Origin of the sequence: Brucella sp. NBRC 12950 (genome assembly GCF_030268145.1) — a bacterium.
Lineage (GTDB): Bacteria > Pseudomonadota > Alphaproteobacteria > Rhizobiales > Rhizobiaceae > Brucella.
The window spans coordinates 251,743-270,715 of sequence record NZ_BSQC01000009.1 but is presented as its reverse complement, the minus strand read 5'-3'; the positions used below and the strand labels follow the sequence as shown (position 1 = coordinate 270,715).

Genomic DNA, 18,973 nt, shown 5'->3' with positions numbered 1-18,973 from the left:
CCAGCCTTCCTCCAGGAGCTTCAGGCCAATCGCACGGCCAATCTGTCCGGTTCCCCCTATAATGAATGCCTGCTTTGCCACGTTGTTCTCCGCAAATTAGGTTGGTTTCGGATACAGTAACAACAGCAGCTTGGCACCGAAAGGTCTACAACCTGCCAGTCTGCAATCCACCCTCTGGCAGACATCCTACCAGGGACGCAAAATCTGATCAGACCGTTGAGTGCGCGCGAATTTTAAGCCTCAACAGTTAACGGCGCAAATTTTTAGGGAGTGCTTTTGCTTTTGATTCGAAGTCAAGAACGCGCACCCGTCGACCATTCCAGATTGCCAGTCAAGATTCTCTGTTCCAGTTCACATTGGTAAAAACATGACGTCATTCATTTAAAAAAGGCATACGGAGGTTGCGCGTCGGATTGAACTCACACTGTAACATCCACGACGAACGTTTCTTCTTTACAAATGGTGATCAGTATTTACCATCTCGTAGAATTCCTTTCTTCTCGAAGACTTACGCCACAGGGAAGTGTTGAAGCAATTCGAAACAAGGACCACACGCCGACAGTTTTCAATCTTGATAATGCTTTCACAATGGATGATTGCAAACTCCAAGCAGATAAGCGGATTTAAAAACATGGTCATTAACGATCTTTTTAAAGAAGAGTCAGCAGATGGCGTTGTACTGAAATCCGTTGTTCAACGGCATAGAAAAGACAGGCCATCGATAGAATTTTATTATGAATTTTCAGGTGTTCACGCGGATGAAGTTGACAGTTCCGCCGATCCATTCGCCGCAGCGTGCCTTATCAAGTCTATGCGGGCCAATGAGCCATTGGAGATCGGGCCATCGATTTCGAACAGGTTGCATGTTATGTTGCCACGAATTCGTGATATTTATCACTCGTGGTGGCCCGATCTTTTCAAGCGCATCGACATTCATACAACGCCTCGATTAGAACCGGCTCCGACCCCTAGGAATACTATGGGCACTACTTTTTCAGGTGGGGTGGATTCGTTCTATAGCCTTCTGAAACATCATCGTGACGGAAGCGCCATCGGGCGGCCTCTTACCCATATTGTGTTTATGCGCGGAGTTGAGACGCCAATCGAGAGAGCCAAAGGCGTCGAGGGGTCAGAGGAATGGGTAAGAGCTGTAGCCGAAAACCTGGGCGTCCGCCCAGTTTTTGGCGCTACCAATGTGCGAACGCATATTATGACCAATTGGGAGAAGTACGATCACGGAAGCGCGCTGGCCTCCATTGCCTTGTGCTTGTCACCAATTTTGGGATTCATGTGCATCCCGTCTGCATTCTCGTACAGGCACCTTGTGCCACACGGAAGCTCTCCTCTGACGGATGAGATGTTTTCTACCGATCGCATGTATATTTTTCACGACGGTTCCGAGGTCACAAGAGCCGAAAAAGTGGAGTCTATCGTTAGCTGGAACAAGGATCTGGCGCTTCGTTATCTGAGAGTATGTCTTGGGAATTTTGGTGGGGCCTATAATTGCGGGCGCTGCCGCAAATGCGTTCGCACGGCCATTCCTTTGCATGTCATGGGTGTCGCCCAGGGGTCCGATATTTTCCAATATAAGGGGACCGATCATTGGGCGGGCTTCCTTGCCAAGGATCATCTCGAACTATTGCATGAGAATTATGATTTTGCTCGACGGCGCGGAGGAAGCCCCGAGATTGTGGAGATGCTGGACCTCGCTATTCGTCAGCGCCGCTTCGAACAAGCCGTTGACGAATTGAGATCAATCGCCTTCGTCGGTGAAGGTGACCTGAACCGATAGAAGGGGTCAGAACACGATCAGTCAAATTCGTACGTTTTAGTCGAACGAGAAGATAGTGACTTGGGATGTCTTTGGCATTACCGGCCTGCTTGCAGCGAAGATAAACTTAACGCACGGCAGAGTATTCTCGCTTTTCTCCTTCCTTGGCGATAGCTGAATGACATATGTCTGCTTTTGGAAAAAGCTGAAGTTGAATCGATACGTCCAAAATAAGGCGCGTTCCAGTGGTTCCGCAGCGACCAACTGAACGAACGATCACTCGACTCCACCTCATGGCGGACAATAAGGATTACCACCAGACAGACGCTGCCCTTTGGTTCACGACGTCTATTCCATTGATCGAGATTGCGTAAGTGCTGTTCAACTTCGTGACCTGACCGCCCTTCCCACACCGATCCTTATACTCACCCAGTCTGCCATATTGAGATTTGTGACTTCATCATCGCCGCCGGGACTGATTAAATGCACGGCTTCGGGCTGTCGGATGGCGTGAGAAACAAGGCCGCGCGGCGTGACAGACGAGCAGAAAGGCTCTGCATCGCGCTCTTGTTGTAAGCAGCCCTGGGTCACCCAGGATGTAACGATCGGAAGCATCTGTTTGCAGGGTCCAATCGAAGCCTAGGAGTTGGTCGCGTATAATCTTATAGCCCCGATGGAGAGACCTCTACCTCTCAGGCTTGGCCGAGTTGGTCGCGGAAGATGAAGGGGATTCCAACGCCGGTCGGAGCGAGAAGAGCATCGAGAATAGACCATGCGTCATACGCAGCACGCGGGGGTCTGAAACACTTCGCCGATGCCAGCGACCTCGATGTCCGCGACATCGAGGTCGACGGTCGCGCCGGTGACCGGGCTGGTCGGGTACGGACCGAAACTGTGTAGGAAGGTTTTCGTCATAGGGCTAGCGCTCGCTGCAAATCATCATGTTCGAATGCACTGGCCATACGGTTGATCTCGGCTGACCGCGCACCGACCGCCTTCGCAGTATCGCGCCATGTCGCCGTGGCGGTCGCGACTTCCTTAATGATCCCGCGGGCCTGGGCGAGCGTGAGGGCGAAGAACTGGGCAGCTTCTTCCAGCAGATCAAGGGAGCAGGTGCCTTCATCAAGATCTATGTTGGTCGTCAGGACGCGCGCCTTGACATCAGTAGGCACTGGATTGAGATCATAGGCAGGGGATAACGACCAGCCGGCTTTGCCGAGCCACAGAAAGCCGTGATTTCTCAGGTGGTCATCAACGTTTGAAATCAGCACATTGAAGGCGACGCGGCGATAAAGCGCGTGCGCATCAGTCTTTCCCTGCGCGCCGTGTTCGGCCAAGGCGTCTACGATCTCAGGATAGCTTCCGCGCTCGCCGTCCTTTGCGCCCATCATCGCCATTGCGGACAGGAAGGGGATCCGGACAGCACCGTCGCGGTCGAAGCGACGCGAGAGCATGACCTTATTGCCGGCGACGTCGACGAGCTCGTGGCGGGGCGTGACAATGCCGGCTTGTTCAGCCAGTTGCAGAGCGACCTCTTCCCATGTCTCCATGCTGTAGTCGTCGGTTTCCTTAGGAAACTTGGCGATCGAGAGATGGCCATGTTGATCGATAACAGAAGCCTTCGGACGCGCTCCGCCAAGCGAGGAGCCAGGCGCGAAGATGTGTTGAAGGTCGTCGTCGGTTTCCTCATCGCGCAAAATACGTTCCGTGATCTGCAGCAGGTGGCCGAGCTCGATGAGGGCGGGAACGCCGGCACGGATCGGCGCCTGGAATTCCTCGTCGCCTACCCAGCGAAACCGGAGCGCGCCGAGCCGTGTCTCGTCGGCGACGCCAAGCAGATAGTCGCTTTCGAAAAGCGTGCGAACGGACCGGCCATCTCGCTCAGCCATGCGCCTTTCCGAGCGTTGCATGAGCCGTCGGCCCCAGGTGTCGGGTGCTGAATCGCCAATAGAGCCAAATGTTGCTAGGCCCGCGGGTGGGGCGAACGCTCCCCGGCTCAGAGCTAGAGCGGGCTCAAGCGAGAAGCGGTCGGGGTCCTCAAGCCAGGCACGGTCATACTCAAACATGATCGTTTCGGCACCACGGACGCGATTGCTCCGCGCCAAACCGATTGGGCTTGTGCGGCCGTGGAGGTCGAGATGAATTTCAAAATCAGCCATCGCGTGACGATCCCGGCGATCGCTTTGGGTGAGCGTGTTTGGGCAACTCCGCGCGGGCCAGAGCCTGGCCGACGCTGTCGTTACTGATGTCGGCTACTTGGCTTAGCCCATCTAGCAGGCCGAGTGCCTGGAGGACGGCTGCATAGATGCCGATGCTGACATTTGTGTCGCCGGCCTCGATCTTTTGAAGCGTTGAGCGTGAGGTGAAGGCACGTTCGGCAACTACCGCCATAGGTAGGCGGCGACGGCGACGTGCGTCGTGGATGTCTGCGCCCAGTTTGCGCAGCGCGCGCCGCACAGCGGCCGGAGGGTTATGAGGTGTCGGCATTTGCCACCTTCGCACTACAGATTGGTCCGATATGTAGCACGAAGATCACAATATTTCTAGAGGGATGGTCTGGTAGAGAGCTGATTGTTTCGGTGTGATTGGCATGACTTTGAGCAGGTACTTACTATTCGTGTGCTTTGACGACGGCCAAAAAGGCCGGGCCATACCGTTCGAGCTTCGTATCGCCGACACCGGGCACATCAGCCATCTGGGTGCGTGAAACTGGTCGGGCTGTGGCCAGTTCGATCAGTGTTCGATCGTGAAAAATGACGCAAGGCGGCACATTTTGTGAACGCGCGATCTCGAGCCGCTTCTCGCGCAACGCGTCAAACAGCGCCTCATCACGCTCCGAAAGGGCGGATGTTACAGATTTCCTACGCGAAACAGTACCACGCGATGGCTTCGATTTCGGCGGAACACGCAACATAAGCGACTGCTTTGCGCGCAAAAACTGCCTGCCTGTCTCCGAGATCGAAGCTTGCCTTGAACTGGGTGGCGCCGCGGGCAAGCGCTGCGCGGCCAAACAGAGTCGGATCGATCTTCGTGCCAAGACGCGCAAGTTCGTCAGGGGTGCATGCAAAGCGATCACCCGAATATTCGAACGTCAGTTGCGCAAGAAATCGCTGAATCCCACCAACGTGGTCGGGGTCCTGAGGGTTGACGAGAAGATGGCAGTTGACCCAATTGCCTTTGACGGTGTCAAAGGCAAGCCGCAACTCGGCATTGGGAAAAATGAGATCAACCCCGGGAAGACGGCCATCGTGCTCATTCGCCGCTCGAACACGTTCATAGGTATCCAGGAGATAATAGTCAGTCACGCCAAGTGCACGGATTTGTGGCGTCGCGCTTCGATCTTGGAAAGATACTGCTCCCAGGTATCCGCCCCCTTAAACTGATCATTGAGCACTGTACCTGGCGCATGGATATGTGGCTCCCACCGAAGCCAAAGCGAACCTGAATTTCCCACTATTCCCCCCGCAAATTTTCCGTCTTTATACTATCAAAACATGCCTGTTTGGCGGCTTTTCATCCTCGAAGACCAAGAGCGCGCAACCATGCATCGACTTGGCCGAAAGCGTCCTGTTGCCATTGCTCTGGCGTCCGGCCATCGAGAATGTCCGTTTCGGAGACGAACTTCCTGACGCTCGTCGCCCCATAGCCCTCAAGTGTATCGAACTTGTCGGAGATATATTGGTAGCCCTGCGCACCACTCGTTTCCGCCAGAACCGGACGGCATGTTTCTGCTAGCGAGTCGATCCCGTCCGGATAGTTGCGAATGCAGTAGTAGATGTCGTAGGCATCCTTTTGTTTATGTCTGCCATTGAGCGCATATCCCTTCATTGCCAGAAGAGCCGGAATAGAGCATACTGCAACCTCAACACGATTGGTCCCTCCTTGCGGCATGTCTCCGGAAATAGCCACCAACTGATAGAACCGCAAAGCGAGATCGGCGCCGTCCGCCCGTTGAACTGCGAAATCGCTCAGGATGGGAGGACTGTTCTTTACGATTTCTGCATGGCGCGGCATAAGAAAGTCGACCACAATGTCGATCGGAGCCCCTCCATCATCAACCGGAACCTCCCGCACTAGTTGAAAACGTCTGAGTTCCTCGCGCTGTTTGTAGCTGTTACCCATGAGCGCTTCGACCAGGTTCACGTACTCACCATCGCCCAGGGATTCCGCATTAAGACCGAGATCAACGTCGAGGGTGCCCACGTGAGGCATGTCGTCATTGTCGAGAAGCAGCCACGGAACTGCCCCGCCAATCACGGCGAACTTGCCCCTGAAGCTTCCGAGTATCTGCCCAATTTCAACAAGGACACTCTTCACGGCCTTCGTGGTACGGTCCTCATAATCCGCAGCGGATTGTGGATCGGAGGGTACTGTTTTCACCATCTTATGACTTCCTTCCTCAAGTGCTCCGCGGCTTCCCCGCCCCGCTCGCCGGCTATAGATAGATCGAGGTAGGTTTGGACCGCACTTGTGCAGACCACGTCGGGCGCGGGCTCGACGGCGTCATTGAACAAACCGTGCTCTCTCAATACCGTGATCACGACGTTCGATCCCAATGTCGCGGGGGAAAGCTTAAGAGCGTGGCTTAACTTTTCGAGCCCTGCCGCGTCAGCATACAAGTATTGCGCAGGCACACGCCCGTAGGGTGCGAGCCAATGAGCAGCTGAAAAGGATGCGAGCATTGCGCGAGGTGCGCTGTTATTGGCGCTCAGAACGCCTCGCGCGGCGGTATCGAACGATGATCCGTGAAGCGTTGTATAAAATGCCATTCGCTCACCGACAGGGGCTTCGTAAGCGTCGCGCCAGGTATTTAGCAATTTGTCGGGCTGCGACAACCGCAAGCCATCGCCGGTGATCTCCGCCCACTCGCGATCGACGAGTTCGCTACGAACGTTGCTGATGTGGCCGAGGCTTACCTCAGCAACGGTCGCTAGTTCCGCTACACGCCAGGCACGATCAGGCTGACGGAGCAGCACTCGCAGAACCTGCGCTGATTTTGGCTTGAAAATTGACTTGAGGTTACGCTGCACGGCCGGGGGCTTTTCATCGACCAAACGCTCAATGAACACCGTGTCAAAGGAGAGCAATGCATTACCAACCAGGTCAAGATAGCCCACGTCGTATTCGCGACAGAGCGCTTGCGCCTCCGACGAAAGGTATGGCGCGATGAAAACTGGCATCGCTGGAGGATCGAACTCCTCGGCTGCTTTCCGGAGTTGGAGAAGCGCGGCGCGGACGTGCCGGGGTTGCCCGACAGGCTTCACCTCGCAGGCCAAAAGCCGTCGATTTCCATCCAGCGTCAGCACTGCCAAGATATCAACACCGGAGCGAACCGAAGTACGTTCGATCTTTTCGATGCGAATAGCAGGCACACGCTGCAACAACGCACCCATTGCGTCAGCTGCTCGGATTTCTAGGTCATTCATTGGATTGTCCTGTTTCAGCATCTGCTGAAAATGGCATAAATAGTGAAAACTGTCAAAATGAATTTCACTGGAAACGCTCATTTCAGCAAACGATGAAAGCTCGATTTTCACTGAAAGCGCTGCAAGCACCTAAGGGACAAACGACCCAGTGATCGTCATCTGCAAACTATCGTCGCCGTCAGAATCAGAATCGACCCGTTCCATGAGGACGCGGCTGAGCAATCCCGCATCCTCAAGCGCCTCAATATTCGGTAGTTCGCGCAATCTCTCCATGCCGAAGGCGGAAAGAGATTGCCTGGTCGTTACGTAGCTGTAAGGCGCGCCGAGCCGTGTCTCGTCGGCGACGCCAAGCAGATAGTCGCTTTCGGCAAGCGTGCGAACGGACCGGCCATCTCGCTCAGCCATGCGCCTTTCCGAGCGTTGCATGAGCCGTCGGCCCCAGGCGTCGGGTGCTGAATCGCCAATAGAGCCAAATGTTGCTAGGCCCGCGGGTGGGGCGAACGCTCCCCGGCTCAGAGCTAGAGCGGGCTCCAGCGAGAAGCGGTCGGGGTTCTCAAGCCAGGCACGGTCATACTCAAACATGATCGTTTCGGCACCACGGACGCGATTGCTCCGCGCCAAACCGATTGGGCTTGTGCGGCCGTGGAGGTCGAGATGAATTTCAAAATCAGCCATCGCGTGACGATCCCGGCGATCGCTTTGGGTGAGCGTGCTTGGGCAACTCCGCACGGGCCAGAGCCTGGCCGACGCTGTCGTTACTGATGTCGGCTACTTGGCTTAGCCCATCTAGCAGGCCGAGTGCCTGGAGGACGGCTGCATAGATGCCGATGCTGACATTTGTGTCGCCGGCCTCGATCTTTTGAAGCGTTGAGCGTGAGGTGAAGGCACGTTCGGCAACTACCGCCATAGGTAGGCGGCGACGGCGACGTGCGTCGTGGATGTCTGCGCCCAGTTTGCGCAGCGCGCGCCGCACAGCGGCCGGAGGGTCATGAGGTGTCGGCATTTGCCACCTCCGCTCAAAGATCGGTCATGACCTCATAATGCTGCCGAGCGTTGCAGCAGTCATTTCCGACGCCAAAGGGCGGTTGCTTCTCCAGCGCAAAAGTGACGGCGAAGGGTGGAGCCTTCCCGCCGGTGCTATCGAACCCGGCGAGACACCGGCGAGACACCTGAACACGCAATTGCTCGTGAGGTCCGGGAAGAAACGGCCTCACGGTGACCGCATCCACACTTCTTGCCGCATTTAGTGGCAAGGAATTCCGATACCAGTATCCCAACGGAGATCGCGTCGAATATCTGGTAATCCTCTTTGCATGCCGGACAAACGGCGAGACAGGAGGCTTCACCGATCCTGAGACCGTCAGCCTCAAATACACCTCCTTCGACGAAATGCCGAAACTTTCTCTGCCTTATCCTCTGGAGTTACTTTTCCCTCATCTCAGATGAATCACTTTCCCAATTTTGACTGACGGACCGAAGTTAACATCCCGCCGACGGCCTGCATTCAAAGGCTGAGTACAGCTCCGACCTACTGTTCTTGCGTTCACAACATTCATTGTGATGATGGGAACTGCCCGCCCCCAAAATCGAATATGGATTACGCGAGGATTTTGGAACGCAGGCCGCGCATATCATCGATCTTTGGCAGCGCCTTGACCCAGCTCAGCCTCAAGTCTTCGACATGATGAATAGTCGCGGAGGTCTCTTTTGCTAATGAACAAAAACGCAAAGGAAGACCGGCTTCGCGCAGCTTCTCTCAAGTTTCGATCCAATGTATGCGATCGAAGAACGGCGAGAAAAACCTGATATCTCCGGCAGAATTCACCGTTTGGTAAAATGCAAAGTGGCCCGATCCTCGCTGGTGAGCGCCGGTATTTCACAGACAGCACAAAGGAATAGATCCCATACGGCTCTGTCGCGAAATTTTCACTTCTTCTGAGTTGTGTCACTATCGGTTCACGTAATTCAACGAGATGGAAACGGATGACGGTCGATTTTAAAGGTGCTCACTTTCCCAAAGGTGTCATTCTTTACGCTGTACTATGTTCGTAATTCCGTTTCCTATCGTGACCTTCAGGAGACCAAGGCTGAACGTGGGGTAGACTTTGACCATGCAACACTGAACCGTTGGGTTGTTCGTTACGCGCCGCAGATCGCAGAACAGGCACAGAAGCGAAAATGTTGAACGCTTGGCTCATGGCGTGTTGACGAGACCTATATAAAGGTCAAAGGGCAATGGACATATTTATATCGGGCTGTTGATCGTGATGGGCACACGCTTGATGGATAGATTTCACATCAGGTCAGGGTCGCAGCACAACCTTCGCACGGCTTATCAAGCCGTTATCGATGTCTGCAAACGCCTTCGCTCCTTCGGACAGGGCACGCGTTTCAAACCAGTCGAGGCTGCCAAGGTCGCCTGCGATCATCGCGGCGACAGTGTCTCTGAAATCGTCCGGCGTGTAGCAATATGCGCCCGTCAACGTAATCTCCTGCAAGGTGATCTTGCGAACGTCCAGTCCGTCACTTCCCGGAAGCAGGCCGATATGAACGATAACTCCCCCCGGTTCGACCATTTGGCACGCGGCGGCGCGCGTTGACGCGGCTCCGACCGCATCGATGACAAGATCAATGCTGCTCTCTTTCGGAGCCGCACTCTCGCCCGGCACATAAAGGCGAAAACCACCATGCGCCGATATCATCGAATGTCGCACCGGGTTTGTCTCTGCTACAGCGATATCGCGAATACCGAAATGTCGCAGCGCAAGCGCTGCCCCGAGGCCGATTGCTCCGCCGCCAAGCACGACCGCTCTCACCTCATCCAGAGGCGTCATCAGCAAGGCGCAGCCGCGCTTTGCCGCGCGCCAGGAAACGGCTAGCGGTTCGGCGAGTGCTGCTGTCCCCACATCGAAGTTTTCGGGAAGCGGAATGACATTGCTTTCCGGTACCACAACATATTGCGCAAAGGCGCCTTGGCGCGGCTGCATGGAAATGATTTGACGTCGAGAATCCAGATTGGGCCGGCCAAATCGGGCAAATTTGCCATCGGCAGGTGTCACCAGCGGATTGATCGTCACTTTCTGGCCTTTCAACAGGCCATTCATCGCTTCCCCGGAAGCTTCGTGCCCGAGGATGACAGGAGGCAAACGACGAGAATCGTGGCCATGATAGGCATGCACATCTGAACCGCAGATTCCAACAGCGTCGACCCGGACCAGGACTTCGCCTGCAGACGCGACTGGCTCGACCACATCTGTGAATTCAAGCGTATAAGGTGCGGTATATACGAGAGCTTTCATGTTCGGCTTCCTTCTACTTCGCCGTAAACCCGCCATCGACGTGGATCGTCTGTCCTGTAACATAGGCGGACGCCTCGGACGCCAGGAAGACTGCCGTTCCGTAAAGGTCGTCGAGATTGCCGTTTCTGCCGATCGCCGTCTGCGCGGCATTCGCGGCTGCTCGTTGCGGATCGGAAAAAACAGGGTCGGTCAGAGGTGTCGGAAAGAACCCCGGGGCGATTGCGTTGCAGGTTATGCCATGGCGGGACCATTCCTCGGCAACCGCGCGCGTAAGCTGCACGATTCCCCCTTTAGCGGCTCCGTAAGGCGCCGAATTTGAAAATGCGCGCGTGGACTGCAGAGAGGCGATGTTGATTATCCTGCCCCAACCGCGTTCCCGCATGAGGGGAGCGAAACCCTGTGTCAACAGAAACGGCGCCCGAAGATGCAACGCCATATGCAGATCGAAGTCGCCGGCCGATACCTCGGCGAACGGCTTGCGAAGGTTGACACCCGCGGCATTGACCAGAATATCGACCGCGTCGTTGCTCATATTCACATCCGCAACGACGCGGTTAACGTCTTTTGGATCCGCAAGATCTCCGGCGACGGTCTGCACGGGGATGTTCTCGGTCCTCAGAGCTGCCTCCGCTGAGGCCAGATTGGCGATATTGCGCCCGATCAGCACAACGCACGCACCCTGCAACCCCAGAGCTGTGGCGATTGCCAGCCCAATTCCGGAATTGCCACCAGTCACGACGGCGGTTCGGCCGTCGAGATCAAAGAGGTTAGACAATCGTCCCATGCTAGTCTCCCTGCTTCTTGAGGACTTGGTCAGCTTACGCTCTCGACAGGGGCGCCCATGTCGAGATTGTGTCCGGGGAAATACTTGTCCATCCGGACGTCCGCCGTGCGGGCATGAGCCTCCATTCCCTCAAGACGAGAAATGCGCGCCGTTGCGAGAGAGAGCGTCTTGCAAGCGTCACGGTCGGACTTCTGCCAGGTCAGGGGTTTCAGGAACTTGTGGACCGAAAGGCCGGCGGAATACCGAGCGGCGAACTTCGTCGGAAGGATATGATTGGGGCCGGAAGTCTTGTCGCCAAACGCAACCGTCGTTTCCTCTCCGAGGAAAAGCGAGCCGTAGTTGGTAAGCTCCCTCAGCCACCAATCGAGGTCCGAGCAATGCACCTCAAGATGCTCGCTGGCATATTGATCGGAGATCTCGACAAGTTCCTCACGCGTGTCGCACAGGACAACCTCGCCATAGTCACGCCATGCGGCATCCGCTGCGTCCCTTGCAGGCTGCGGCAAGGCATCGATGAGGCCCTGCATCATACGCATGGTTTCATCAGCGATACGTTTTGAGGACGTAAACAACCACGCCGGGCTCTCGTGACCATGCTCTGCCTGGCCGACGAGATCCGTCGCCACAACCATGGGGTCGGCGGTGTCGTCGGCGATCACGGCAACTTCGGACGGACCGGCGAACACATCGATGCCGACTTTGCCGAAAAGCGTCCGTTTGGCTTCGGCGACGAACTTGTTGCCGGGGCCGACGATGATGTCAGCGGGAAGGCCGGTAAAAAGTCCGTAGGCCATGCTGGCAATCGCCTGGACACCACCAAGGGTCATGACGATATCCGCGCCGGCAACCTGCATCGCGTAAAGTACATAGGGATGGATGCCCTCTCCCTTGTACGGCGTCGAGCAGGCGATCACGGTCTTCACTCCCGCTGCCTTTGCCGTCGCCACGGACATGTAAGCCGACGCGATATGGGCATAGCGCCCGGTCGGCACATAGCAACCCGCCACGTTGCATGGCACCAGTTTCTGCCCCGCCGTGAAACCCGGGAGAAGTTCCACGGAAAAGTCCTTGATAGAATCGCGCTGAGCGAGTGCAAAGCGGCGTACCTGGTCGGCAGCGAAAGCGATGTCATCCTTCACAGATTGCGGAACGTTCGCGGTCCTCCGCTCCATCTCCTCGCGCGTCACGATGATATCGCCGGTCCATTTGTCGAGGGATTCGGCATAGTCGCGAACGGCTGCTTCTCCGTCTGCTTCGATGCGGGCGAGCATGGTTGCAACGACGTCGCGTGCCGTGCCGGTTTCGGTTTCCGGTGACTTGCTTGCTTTTTTCAGATAGGTGATTGCCATTTTTCATACCTTCGATGAGGAGCGTTCCGTTTCTTCGAAGAAACGGAAGTAGCCCGGTCGCAATAATGGTTCGGTGGCGGTTGGGGGTTAGTCGATTTTCCCGGCAAAGGCTGCGAGCGCAGGATCGTTGCGGACCATGTGCACGAACTTCGGTTCGATATAGGTTGCGGTATCCGGATTGCTTGCAATCGTACCAACTTCGGTCATGAAGTCGCCGACGGATGAGAACCACGAGTCAAGCTGCGAGTGCCCGTCGTTGCGTTCGAGCAGGTCACTTTGCTCTTGCAGCAAAAAGGTCTGTCGCAGATCAAATTCCGCCTGGGCAGCTTCGTCGGACACTTCGACGCCGCCCTCGGCGTAAAAGGATTTAAGCATGGCCTTCGCATCGTCGGGATGGGCTTTTGACCAGGCAATACCGCGCAGGAAAACTGCGAGGAATTTGGCGACGAGTTCAGGCTTTTCTTCAGCAAAGCCCGGTCTGACGACCAATGCTCCCGGTACGGTCGCACCAGCATCCGCGCCGGAGCAGAGGTAATCCATGCCGGCCCGCTCCTTCAACGTATAGGTGTGCGGCGCCCATACCCCAGCAATGTCGCCGTTATTGCTGATAATCGCCGAGATAACCTGCGCCTGCGCGAGATTGACGAACTCGACGTCAGCGTTGGCGACACCCCATTTGCGCAGGCACGCCCGAGCCGCGTAGTCGGCAGTGGAATTGGTCGTCAAGAGCAGTCTCTTGCCCTTTATCGACGTCGGATCGGCCTTCAGGCCATCTATGACGGTGGAGCGCGCCATAATTGCGTTAGCCTTCGACTCGTCATTCGTCAGGCCAATCGTCAGCAATCCGAACCGGGCAGCGCCCAGGACGGCAGGAACCGAACCGGTGCCTCCAACATCCCAGTCGTTTGCCTGCGCGGCGGCGATCTGCGGAGCGCCCGCCGGGAACGTGACAAAGCTGGCGTCGAGACCCACTTCGCGCCACCAGTCCTTCTCCTTCGCGATGTAGAAGGGAAGCGCCCAGTAAAGGGACGGTTGATAGCTGATCTTGATCGGCTCAAGCTCGGCCGAACGCACTGACGGCGCGGCCATCAGCATCGAGCCCAGCATTACGGCAAGAAGAATTTTCTTCATTCACACATCCTCCGTTTGAGTTGCCAGTTCGCAGCCCGTGCGGTCAGGCGATCTCCATCGCCTTTTCTTCGCGAAGGCTGCGCCATATCCGCGTGCGCAGATGGACGAAACTCTCAAGGTCCATGACGTCCTCGATCTTCTCGTGCGCATCCCAATTTTCGGCTTGCCTTACGGATCGGATATCGATCATTTCCTTTACCCTGCCGGGCTGCCGCGACATGATTGCCACTCGATCGGCAAGGTAGACCGCCTCCTCCACCGCGTGAGTGATGAACATCACGGTACGCGGATTGACGCGCGCCAGCCGAACCAGTTCCTCCTGCATGACGACACGGGTTTGCGCATCGAGCGCGCCGAACGGTTCGTCCATAAGCAAAACATCGGGGTCGAGCACATAGGCCCTGGCGATCGACACACGCTGCTGCATCCCGCCGGAAAGCTGGTGTGGAAAGGCGTTTTCGTAGGCCTGGAGGTTCATCAGGGAAAGCGTGCTTGCGATGCGCGCGTCACGCTCAACCTTAGGCACCTTCTTATTGCGCAAGCCCAGCTCGATGTTCTGACGAACCGTTTTCCATGGCATGAGCGCGAACTGCTGGAACACCACTGCGCGATCCGGGCCGGGGCGGGTTACAGGCTTTCCGTTTACGGAAACCATCCCCGAAGTGGGGAAGTCGAAACCGGCGACAAATCGCAAGCAGGTCGTCTTGCCGCAACCGGACGGGCCGACAACCGCGACAAACTCCTTGTCGGCAATTTCCAGATTGACGTCCTTCAGCGCGACGAAGCCATCCTTCTTGCCGTAGACACGACCGACACCATCAAGGCGGATAATTCCCATTTCCTTCTCCTCCAGAACATTCCGTGCGCTGCAGCCAAGTGCACTGGCCGCCTAAGTCGCAACGCCGTAACTTAACCAGGCTGTCCCCGGCCTCGCAGAATGCGAGCCTCGATCCCACGGAGCAGGATGTCGATCGCAATGCCGACAAGCCCGATTGCGATCATTCCAGACATAACCGTGGTAGTTGAAAGGTTTCCCTGCCCTTGAACCATCATGTACCCCACACCGGTGGATGCCACGATGAGTTCCGCACCTACGAGAGACTGCCAACCAAGCCCTGCGGATACGCGTAAGCCGGCAATGATCGACGGCACTGACGATGGAAACAGGACTTCCATGATCGTCCGTGAATCCGGTGTTCCGAGCATACGGGCGGCTTCAATCAACCGCGGATCCACGAACTTCGCACCGCGATAGGCGTTGATCAGGCAAGGTGGAAAAGCGCCTGCGAAGATGATCATGATCGGGCCACCAATACCGGTCCCGAACCAGAGGGCGGCGAATGGCACCCACGCTATCGGCGCAATGAAGCGCACGGCGTCGAAGAGCGGTGTAACGATATCGTCCAATAGCCTGAACCAACCCATCATCAGGCCAAGCGGAATGCCGACCAGCGCCGCCAGACCAAAGCCATATGCAAACCGTTCAAAGCTTGCACCGAGATGCTGCAAGAGGGTTCCGCCCGCAAACCGTGTGTGCAGCAGGAAGCCGAAGCGTTCAGCTACGGCTGCCGGCGATGGCAGAAAGAGTGGCGAAGTCAGTCCAGAGACCGATAGAAACGTCCAAAGTGCAAAGAAGGCGAAGAGGCCTGCGAAGCCAAGAAGAAAGCTTTGCTGAAGAGACATGCTACGGGCCATGGCTATCAAACTCCCGCCGCCATTGCGGCCTGATTCCACCGCAGCGACCACTGCTCGAAGCGCGACAGGACGTAGGTTGTCGCCCAGCCGCCGATTGTGACTGCAACCATCCCGACCAGGATCATCCCTGGATAGAGATCCTGCTGCGCCACATTCAGAACCCTGCCAAGTCCGTAGAGAGCACCGACAAGCTCGGCGGCGACCAACGTCGTCCAGGAGGCCTGGAGCGAAAGTCTCAATCCGGTGAAGATCATGGGGCTAGCTGCCGGCAACAGCACTTCGAGCGTCAATCTTCTGGGCGGCGTCCCAAGCATTCTCGCAGCCTCGATCAATGTCTTGTCCAGGCTGCGGATGCCCGAGTAGGCATTGATGACCGACGGCACGAAGGCGGAAAACCAGATCACAAGGATCTTTGCAGCGTCACCGAGACCAAGCCACAAAATGGCGAGCGGTATCCAGGCAAGCGGCGGTATCGGGCGGACGATTAGGAAGATTGGATTGATGAACGCTTCAGCCTTCCGGCTCCAACCCATCAGCAACCCGAGGGGAACGCCGGTCAGCACCGCGGCAGCGAACCCGGAAAGAACGAGCAGCAGGGAGCGAAGCACATGCTCCAGCAATGTTCCGTTGGCGTATCCCGGTGACCAGATCTGAACAAGCGCCTGCCAAGCAGCGCCCGGGGACGGGAAGCGCCCGGGCGAAATGGCGCCGGTCAAAGACGTTAAAACAAACCAAAGTGCCATAACCACGAGAATGGTCGTGGCCCCGACCCTCATCCTCCTCGACATCGCGTACCTCCCAGTATTTATGCAAACGCTTTCATTTTTGCATCATATTGTCAATGTCTGGCATAGCTGAATCTTCTAATAGTCTCGAATAACACGATTTTATTTGCATGCTTCCGGCGAAAAGGATATGAAATTTCTTTCATTTCTCGCCGGAGGTTTCCGTGAAGAATTCCAAAGCCACCCTCGCGGACGTCGCCAAAGCGGCCGGCGTGTCACCCGCCACCGTCTCCCGGGCGATTTCCAATCCTGAATTGGTCAGGCAGGAGACGCTGCGCACCATCCGCGCGGTGGCTAAATCGCTGGGCTATATCCCCGATGCGAAAGCCCGGGCGCTCGTTTCCGGGCGCTCCAACAGTGTTGGCGTCGTCGTGCCGACCCTCGATAGCCCGATGTTCTCCAGAGCACTGCATGCGATGCAAAAGGCGCTTTCGAATGCGGGATTCCAGCTGCTTGTCGCGTCTCACGACTACGATCCATTTCTTGAAGAGCTCGCTGCAAGCAAGTTGATCGGCCAGGGGGTCGATGGTCTTGTTCTCGTCGGCGCCGATCGTCCGGAGGGTCTTTGGAAACTGGTTGACGGAACCGGAACTCCAACAGTCCTGACCTGGTGCGCGATGGAAGGGCGAGACAGCGTTTGCGTCGACAACGTGAAGGCCGGCGAGTTGGTGGCGAACCATCTCCTTGACCTCGGGCACCGCCACTTCGGTGTCCTGACGGGCGAACGTCGGAACAATGATCGCCAGCGCCAACGCCTCGAGGGGGTTCGGAATGCCCTTGAACGACGCGGCGTGCCCCTCGGTGAGACGAACGTTCTCGAACAGCCAATCTCCATCGCGGGGGGCAGGTCCGGCTGCAATCGATTGCTGACGCACGCCAATACGCCGACAGCGATAATCGGCCTGATCGATATTCTGGCGACGGGGGCGATGATCGAGGCGCAAGCACAAGGGATTGCAGTGCCCACGGACATGTCTATTGCTGGAATAGACAATCTCGAGTTTTCCGAGCACGTGGCACCTGCTCTGACGACCGTGCACATTCCCGCCGCCAATATGGGTGATCTGGCGGCAATGCGTATCCTTGAAATGCTCAGAGCACCGCAAACGCCCCGTTCTACAATGCTGGATGTTGAACTGATCGCGCGCAAGTCGACCGCTCCTCCTCGCGGTTAGAGGCAGCAGCGCGCTTGAGCTACTCTCGGGGAGACCTATCAGGCTGCCTCGCGGTGCAGGCGGGTTGTGTCGCGTATCGGAGGTACAGCCTTTCATTACGAAGCCTCCCCGCTAATTGACCATCGCCAGCAACTCGCCAACCGACTTCTTCGCGTCGCCGTAGAACATGCGGGTGTTGTCCTTGAAGAACAGCGGGTTCTCGATGCCGGAGTATCCGGTGCCCTGCCCGCGCTTCGACACGAACACCTGCTTAGCCTTCCAGACTTCCAGAACCGGCATACCCGATATTGGCGAGTTCGGATCGTCCTGCGCCGCCGGGTTGACGATGTCGTTCGAGCCGATGACGATGACCACATCGGTCTCGTGGAAGTCCTCGTTGATCTCGTCCATTTCCAGAACGATGTCGTAGGGCACCTTGGCTTCGGCGAGCAGCACGTTCATGTGCCCCGGCAGACGGCCGGCGACGGGATGGATTGCGAAGCGCACGTTCTTGCCGGCGGCGCGCAGCTTGCGCGTCAATTCCGAGACAGATTGCTGAGCCTGCGCCACCGCCATGCCATAGCCCGGCACGATGATGACGCTGTCGGCGTCGTTGAGGGCGGCGGCAACGCCCTCCGCATCGATGGCGATCTGTTCGCCTAAGATCTCCATCTGCGGACTGGTCGTTGCGCCGAAGCCGCCGAGAATGACCGAGATGAAGGAGCGGTTCATCGCCTTGCACATGATGTAGGATAGGATCGCACCCGAAGAGCCGACCAGCGCGCCGGTGACGATCAGTAGGTCGTTGCCCAGCGTGAAGCCGATGGCCGCGGCCGCCCAGCCGGAATAGCTGTTCAGCATTGAGACAACGACCGGCATATCTGCGCCGCCGATGCCCATGATCAGGTGATAGCCGATGAAGAAAGCGGCCAGCGTCATCAGCACCAGCGTCCAGACGCCGGCACCATTGACATAGAGCAACAGCAACAGGATCGACAGGGCTGCGGCACCGGCATTCAAGAGATGCCCGCCGGGCAGCTTCTTCGCCTTGCCGTCGACCTTGCCGGCCAGCTTGCCGAAGGCGATGACCGAGCCGGTGAAGGTAACTGCGCCGATGAACACGCCGAGGAAGACCTCAACCTTCATGATCGCCAGTTCAACCGGCTCCTTGTGGGCCAGCAACTTGGCAAAGCCGGTCAGCGTCGCACGCGCAGCCTCGTCGAGGCCGGCGACATTCGCTGCCTCGAGATGTGCGTTAAAGCCGATGAACACGGCGGCCAGGCCGACGAAGCTATGCAGTGACGCGACGAGCTGCGGCATCTCGGCCATCTGCACGCGCGAGGCGACGAAATGGCCGAGCACCGCACCGCCGGCGATCATTAGGACGACGACGACCCCGTTGCCGACATCCGGCCCGAACACCGTGGCGACGACCGCAAGGCACATGCCGGCGATGCCGTACCAGACGGCGCGCTTGGCGCTTTCCTGGCCTGAGAGGCCGCCGAGCGAGAGGATGAAGAGAACTGCTGCCGCGATATGGGCGGCCGAAACGATACCGATGGTCATGATGCAAATCCCC

Annotated in this window: 17 protein-coding genes and 3 pseudogenes; 4 read left to right on the top strand and 16 right to left on the bottom strand. The window is 57.0% G+C overall.

From position 1 onward, the window contains the following. The first annotated feature begins 526 nt into the window (after positions 1 to 526). Positions 527 to 1,792: a hypothetical protein gene (locus tag QSJ70_RS16825; protein ID WP_285538028.1), complete on the top strand. Its 1,266-nt coding sequence runs from the start codon at positions 527 to 529 to the stop codon at positions 1,790 to 1,792. 890 nt (positions 1,793 to 2,682) lie between these two features. Here QSJ70_RS16825 and QSJ70_RS16820 read toward each other — a convergent pair. The 8 genes and pseudogenes from QSJ70_RS16820 to QSJ70_RS16785 form a co-directional block, all read right to left on the bottom strand. Beyond that, positions 2,683 to 3,930, bottom strand: coding sequence for a type II toxin-antitoxin system HipA family toxin (locus QSJ70_RS16820; protein ID WP_285538026.1), 1,248 nt, complete (start codon positions 3,928 to 3,930; stop codon positions 2,683 to 2,685). Beyond that, positions 3,923 to 4,258: a helix-turn-helix domain-containing protein gene (locus QSJ70_RS16815; protein WP_285538024.1), complete on the bottom strand. Its 336-nt coding sequence runs from the start codon at positions 4,256 to 4,258 to the stop codon at positions 3,923 to 3,925. The genes QSJ70_RS16820 and QSJ70_RS16815 overlap by 8 nt, the downstream gene beginning before the upstream one ends. A 124-nt stretch (positions 4,259 to 4,382) precedes the next feature. Further along, positions 4,383 to 4,733, bottom strand: a pseudogene (locus QSJ70_RS16810) (HRDC domain-containing protein); the annotation flags it as partial. Further along, positions 4,633 to 5,076, bottom strand: a complete 444-nt coding sequence (locus QSJ70_RS16805; protein WP_285538044.1) for a hypothetical protein — start codon at positions 5,074 to 5,076, stop codon at positions 4,633 to 4,635. The pseudogene QSJ70_RS16810 and the gene QSJ70_RS16805, both read right to left, overlap by 101 nt. 208 nt (positions 5,077 to 5,284) lie before the next feature. Then, positions 5,285 to 6,154 (bottom strand): nucleotidyl transferase AbiEii/AbiGii toxin family protein, encoded by an 870-nt coding sequence (locus QSJ70_RS16800; protein WP_285538022.1) that lies wholly within the window; start codon positions 6,152 to 6,154, stop codon positions 5,285 to 5,287. Beyond that, a complete protein-coding gene (locus tag QSJ70_RS16795; protein WP_285538021.1) occupies positions 6,148 to 7,308 on the bottom strand; it encodes a type IV toxin-antitoxin system AbiEi family antitoxin in 1,161 nt (386 codons plus the stop codon). Before QSJ70_RS16795 ends, QSJ70_RS16800 begins: the two co-directional genes overlap by 7 nt. A gap of 203 nt (positions 7,309 to 7,511) precedes the next feature. Next, positions 7,512 to 7,872, bottom strand: a pseudogene (locus QSJ70_RS16790) (type II toxin-antitoxin system HipA family toxin); the annotation flags it as partial. Further along, positions 7,865 to 8,200, bottom strand: a complete 336-nt coding sequence (locus QSJ70_RS16785) for a helix-turn-helix domain-containing protein (RefSeq protein WP_285538017.1) — start codon at positions 8,198 to 8,200, stop codon at positions 7,865 to 7,867. The pseudogene QSJ70_RS16790 and the gene QSJ70_RS16785, both read right to left, overlap by 8 nt. Before the next feature lie 37 nt (positions 8,201 to 8,237). Between QSJ70_RS16785 and QSJ70_RS16780 the strand changes: the two genes are divergently transcribed. Both QSJ70_RS16780 and QSJ70_RS16775 read left to right on the top strand, forming a co-directional pair. Continuing rightward, a complete protein-coding gene (locus QSJ70_RS16780; RefSeq protein WP_285538016.1) occupies positions 8,238 to 8,444 on the top strand; it encodes an NUDIX domain-containing protein in 207 nt (68 codons plus the stop codon). A gap of 736 nt (positions 8,445 to 9,180) precedes the next feature. Then, positions 9,181 to 9,481 (top strand): annotated as a pseudogene (locus QSJ70_RS16775) (IS6 family transposase); the annotation flags it as partial. A 19-nt stretch (positions 9,482 to 9,500) separates the two neighbouring features. On the opposite strand, the gene QSJ70_RS16770 reads toward QSJ70_RS16775, so the two are convergent. The 7 genes from QSJ70_RS16770 to QSJ70_RS16740 form a co-directional block, all read right to left on the bottom strand. Next, on the bottom strand, positions 9,501 to 10,496 hold the full coding sequence (locus QSJ70_RS16770) for an alcohol dehydrogenase catalytic domain-containing protein (RefSeq protein ID WP_285538014.1): 996 nt from the start codon (positions 10,494 to 10,496) through the stop codon (positions 9,501 to 9,503). A gap of 13 nt (positions 10,497 to 10,509) precedes the next feature. Further along, complete coding sequence (locus tag QSJ70_RS16765; protein ID WP_285538012.1) at positions 10,510 to 11,280, bottom strand: SDR family NAD(P)-dependent oxidoreductase; 771 nt, start codon at positions 11,278 to 11,280, stop codon at positions 10,510 to 10,512. Positions 11,281 to 11,309: 29 nt separating this feature from the next. Then, positions 11,310 to 12,629, bottom strand: a complete 1,320-nt coding sequence (gene hpsN / locus QSJ70_RS16760; protein WP_285538010.1) for a sulfopropanediol 3-dehydrogenase — start codon at positions 12,627 to 12,629, stop codon at positions 11,310 to 11,312. A gap of 87 nt (positions 12,630 to 12,716) precedes the next feature. Further along, the gene (locus QSJ70_RS16755; protein ID WP_285538008.1) at positions 12,717 to 13,760 is read right to left on the bottom strand and encodes an ABC transporter substrate-binding protein; all 1,044 of its coding nucleotides are present in this window, start codon (positions 13,758 to 13,760) and stop codon (positions 12,717 to 12,719) included. Positions 13,761 to 13,803: 43 nt separating this feature from the next. After that, entirely contained in the window at positions 13,804 to 14,598 is a 795-nt protein-coding gene (locus QSJ70_RS16750; RefSeq protein WP_285538006.1) for an ABC transporter ATP-binding protein, read from the bottom strand. Positions 14,599 to 14,669: 71 nt separating this feature from the next. Then, complete coding sequence (locus tag QSJ70_RS16745) at positions 14,670 to 15,455, bottom strand: ABC transporter permease (protein ID WP_285538005.1); 786 nt, start codon at positions 15,453 to 15,455, stop codon at positions 14,670 to 14,672. A 5-nt stretch (positions 15,456 to 15,460) separates the two neighbouring features. Beyond that, positions 15,461 to 16,243: an ABC transporter permease gene (locus tag QSJ70_RS16740; RefSeq protein ID WP_215779727.1), complete on the bottom strand. Its 783-nt coding sequence runs from the start codon at positions 16,241 to 16,243 to the stop codon at positions 15,461 to 15,463. 161 nt (positions 16,244 to 16,404) lie between these two features. On the opposite strand from QSJ70_RS16740, the gene QSJ70_RS16735 reads away from it, so the two are divergent. Then, on the top strand, positions 16,405 to 17,415 hold the full coding sequence (locus QSJ70_RS16735) for a LacI family DNA-binding transcriptional regulator (protein ID WP_285538003.1): 1,011 nt from the start codon (positions 16,405 to 16,407) through the stop codon (positions 17,413 to 17,415). Positions 17,416 to 17,526: 111 nt separating this feature from the next. Here QSJ70_RS16735 and QSJ70_RS16730 read toward each other — a convergent pair whose 3' ends face one another. Further along, positions 17,527 to 18,960, bottom strand: coding sequence for an NAD(P)(+) transhydrogenase (Re/Si-specific) subunit beta (locus tag QSJ70_RS16730; protein WP_285538001.1), 1,434 nt, complete (start codon positions 18,958 to 18,960; stop codon positions 17,527 to 17,529). Positions 18,961 to 18,973: the final 13 nt, after the last annotated feature.

Excerpts from the sequence above, each read along its gene's own strand:
- QSJ70_RS16820 (WP_285538026.1), bottom strand. The coding sequence starts at position 3,930 with ATGGCTGATTTTGAAATTCATCTCGACCTCCACGGCCGCACAAGCCCA.
- QSJ70_RS16815 (WP_285538024.1), bottom strand. The coding sequence starts at position 4,258 with ATGCCGACACCTCATAACCCTCCGGCCGCTGTGCGGCGCGCGCTGCGC.
- QSJ70_RS16800 (WP_285538022.1), bottom strand. The coding sequence starts at position 6,154 with ATGGTGAAAACAGTACCCTCCGATCCACAATCCGCTGCGGATTATGAG.
- QSJ70_RS16785 (WP_285538017.1), bottom strand. The coding sequence starts at position 8,200 with ATGCCGACACCTCATGACCCTCCGGCCGCTGTGCGGCGCGCGCTGCGC.
- QSJ70_RS16780 (WP_285538016.1), top strand. The coding sequence starts at position 8,238 with ATGCTGCCGAGCGTTGCAGCAGTCATTTCCGACGCCAAAGGGCGGTTG.
- QSJ70_RS16770 (WP_285538014.1), bottom strand. The coding sequence starts at position 10,496 with ATGAAAGCTCTCGTATATACCGCACCTTATACGCTTGAATTCACAGAT.
- QSJ70_RS16765 (WP_285538012.1), bottom strand. The coding sequence starts at position 11,280 with ATGGGACGATTGTCTAACCTCTTTGATCTCGACGGCCGAACCGCCGTC.
- hpsN (WP_285538010.1), bottom strand. The coding sequence starts at position 12,629 with ATGGCAATCACCTATCTGAAAAAAGCAAGCAAGTCACCGGAAACCGAA.
- QSJ70_RS16755 (WP_285538008.1), bottom strand. The coding sequence starts at position 13,760 with ATGAAGAAAATTCTTCTTGCCGTAATGCTGGGCTCGATGCTGATGGCC.
- QSJ70_RS16750 (WP_285538006.1), bottom strand. The coding sequence starts at position 14,598 with ATGGGAATTATCCGCCTTGATGGTGTCGGTCGTGTCTACGGCAAGAAG.
- QSJ70_RS16745 (WP_285538005.1), bottom strand. The coding sequence starts at position 15,455 with ATGGCCCGTAGCATGTCTCTTCAGCAAAGCTTTCTTCTTGGCTTCGCA.
- QSJ70_RS16740 (WP_215779727.1), bottom strand. The coding sequence starts at position 16,243 with ATGTCGAGGAGGATGAGGGTCGGGGCCACGACCATTCTCGTGGTTATG.
- QSJ70_RS16730 (WP_285538001.1), bottom strand. The coding sequence starts at position 18,960 with ATGACCATCGGTATCGTTTCGGCCGCCCATATCGCGGCAGCAGTTCTC.